The organism is Bradyrhizobium sp. UFLA05-153 (assembly GCF_054185185.1).
This window is the reverse complement of sequence record NZ_JBBIAM010000279.1, coordinates 1-2655: the sequence shown is the minus strand read 5'-3', so window position 1 is coordinate 2655 and position 2655 is coordinate 1. Positions and strand designations below refer to the sequence as shown.

Sequence of the window (2655 nt, the reverse complement as noted above, 5' to 3'; positions counted from 1 at the left end):
GCTCCACCCGCGCCACTTGGCGTACAAAACCCCGAGACTCTAACCGCTGCTGGATGAAAATTCAGTGGCAGGTCAGTTGAACTGCTCCCTGTTTTGACCGGACACCGACGTTAGCCGGAGGAGCCTAGTCCTAGGCATACGCCAGAGACATTTTCGAAGGTGGAAGTCATCACCGGCGTGGCCCGTCGGCGGCGGGAGCAGAAGCTCTTGGTCGTCAACGAGACGCTGCAAGCGGGATCACATGCGCAAAGGCTTCGCCTCTTTGTCGTTGCAGGTGCAAGAGATGCTGCATCGCGATCCGCTGAGCCGTCATTTGTCCACGGTCCGGCTTCTACCGAGGCAGTTTAACCTGCTTCCGACCCAGCCGGCAGCATTTCACCTAGCGTGAAGACCTAAAAGGGAGAATTTCCAAATAGCTCGTCTCCTGTCAATTGCGCCGAGCTCGTGGTCGAAATTAAAAGTATGGATGCCATCCGCCAGTGCGGCACTTCCTGGCCATCTGGCGATCTCTCTTTCTTTGAATCGGCTTGTAGTAAGCTCTTCGATTTCTAACCACACAAGACCAGACCCGTAACCGCTCTCGCAATCCTGTGCAGGTCGCAGGAGCCGGTTGCCATATATAACAAATTGACCTGCCGGACGAGACGATCGACAATCTGATTTTACGGGATTTAATTCGTGCGCTTGCCAAGGCCCTTCTAAATGTTCGCTGTAAAAAATTCCAAGCTCATCTTGCGTCGAACCATCTCTGTGTGCAATCGCGGCAAATATCCACCACCTATCTTGGTGCCGCAATAGCGTCGCATCATACACATCAACGTCCTGGATAAGAACTCGGTGAAGAACCCAATCGTATGGAAACGATCGAGCCCGGTAGAGCTCCACCGTGCGATTACCTCCGGTTTCAGGCAGCATGTAAATGAGTTCATCGTGCCGAAAGACGAAAGGATAGGATAGGTGATAGGGACGAACTAATACTGGCTGAGGAGTAGTCGGCTTATGTCCGGTCGTTACCGGCATGCAAGAAATGATACCCTTACCGATTTGATAGTCAAACTCCTCGACAAACAGCCACTTCTGGCCCTCATTGCAGAACAAAAATGGATCGGCGTAGTAGCGCCGCCGATCGTCAGGCACCGTTATAAACTTATGCAGAGGGATCCCGTTTGGGATTTCCCACTTATCGGACCACAAGAGTCCAATAGACCAATGCTCGTGCCATTTCAGCCCTCCTATCATACGATTCAGGGCTTTCGCTAAGAAAAATCGAAACGCAAAGCGCGGAACCAGCACCCTGGAAAAGGTTTGGTCGGCACTCACCGGTCTGGATGGTACGGCGGGCTGTGTGCCTTTCGACAGATGATAAATCGCTCGTTCCGTAAGTGCCAGAAGGCGCGCAAAGCAAAGCTGGAGCCCTCGAATTAATTCTGATCTATTTTCTATCGCCAAATAGGAAGCGATTCTTGGCTCGACCTGTCCTGCCAAACAGATCGACAGGTACGTGTTCTTACGATTGAGCAGAGAGGCAAACAGACTGACACTGTCAGCGGACCCTTCAAAGTGAGGCTCGAGAATTGGGGTTGAAGCAGCCAGTATGGGTGCTTCGGACAGATTTATGATGAGCGAGTACCCACTATTCACAATGTCCGGCCACGGTTTTCCTGAGATGCTTATCATCTTGACGAGGTCGAGTTCTCCTAAAAAGTGGGCCTCGACGCGCATCCATAACCTCAGGGAGGGCGGATAGCTTAAGGCGTGTGGGCTCGTATAAACGTCCACGTCAAAACTGGCTTGTAGTATCGAAATAAGCCTACGATGCCACATCCACGCTCGATTCTGGGGCACGACAACGGCCACATGTCGCCGTCCATCTGAGGACATTCGGCTCTCCGTCACCTCGGCTCCCCGCCATTATACGCTCGTAAGTTCCGCACTCATATTGACTTGCCTATCCGTCCACCGCAAATTTGCAATTTGAGAGCGGACGTGTCGGTTTCTGGCCTCGTCATCGAGGCATTCGGCCAATAAATAGCGCCCCCCACGGTCCGCCCGCTCAGCGAAGCGCCTCATCAATTCCCCAGGATCAAGGAAAATCATAACAGCGGCCACAGCGAATCATAACAGCCGCCACTGCGTTTTCACACATGGGGTAATTCCGGGCTCGGAGCCATACTCAGCCTCTGGGAATCAGCTCTCCAGGACTCGATGAGGCCTACCTCAGGGCCTTGCAATGACGGAGAGAGGCAATCGAGCACTATGTCGGATTAGACGTGTCACTGAAACTGACTTCGATCTGCATCGTCGATCGGACAGGAAAGGTCGAGCGCGAAGGGACGGTTACGTCTGACCCGGAGGCGATCGCGACGTTCATCAAATTGCACGCGCCACACGTCGTTCGGATTGGACTCGAGACCGGAGCAACGTCGACGTGGCTGTGGACCGAGCTGAATAAGATCGGGTTACCCGTTATCTGCATTGACGCCAGGCATGCGAAGGCGGTTCTGAAGATGCAGATCAACAAGAGCGACCGAAATGACGCTGCTGGCATAGCGTGTATCATGCAATGTGGTTGGTACAATGCGCATTCCAGGGATGGTGATCAGGTGTTCCAGACGATGGTGATCACGGATTCCAGTGATCGTGATCAGGTTCGGA

Annotated in this window: 2 protein-coding genes; one reads left to right on the top strand and one right to left on the bottom strand. The window is 53.1% G+C overall.

What is annotated here, in order from left to right; all coding sequences use genetic code 11:
- Positions 1 to 375 precede the first annotated feature (375 nt).
- Complete coding sequence (locus Q2941_RS51240) at positions 376 to 1722, bottom strand: glucosamine inositolphosphorylceramide transferase family protein (RefSeq protein ID WP_458197494.1); 1347 nt, start codon at positions 1720 to 1722, stop codon at positions 376 to 378.
- 548 nt (positions 1723 to 2270) lie between these two features.
- Here Q2941_RS51240 and Q2941_RS51235 point away from each other — a divergent pair.
- Positions 2271 to 2655 (top strand): IS110 family transposase (locus Q2941_RS51235; RefSeq protein ID WP_458197493.1); only part of this gene is annotated, 385 nt, incomplete at its 3' end.

Excerpts from the sequence above, each read along its gene's own strand:
- Q2941_RS51240 (WP_458197494.1), bottom strand. The coding sequence starts at position 1,722 with ATGCGCGTCGAGGCCCACTTTTTAGGAGAACTCGACCTCGTCAAGATG.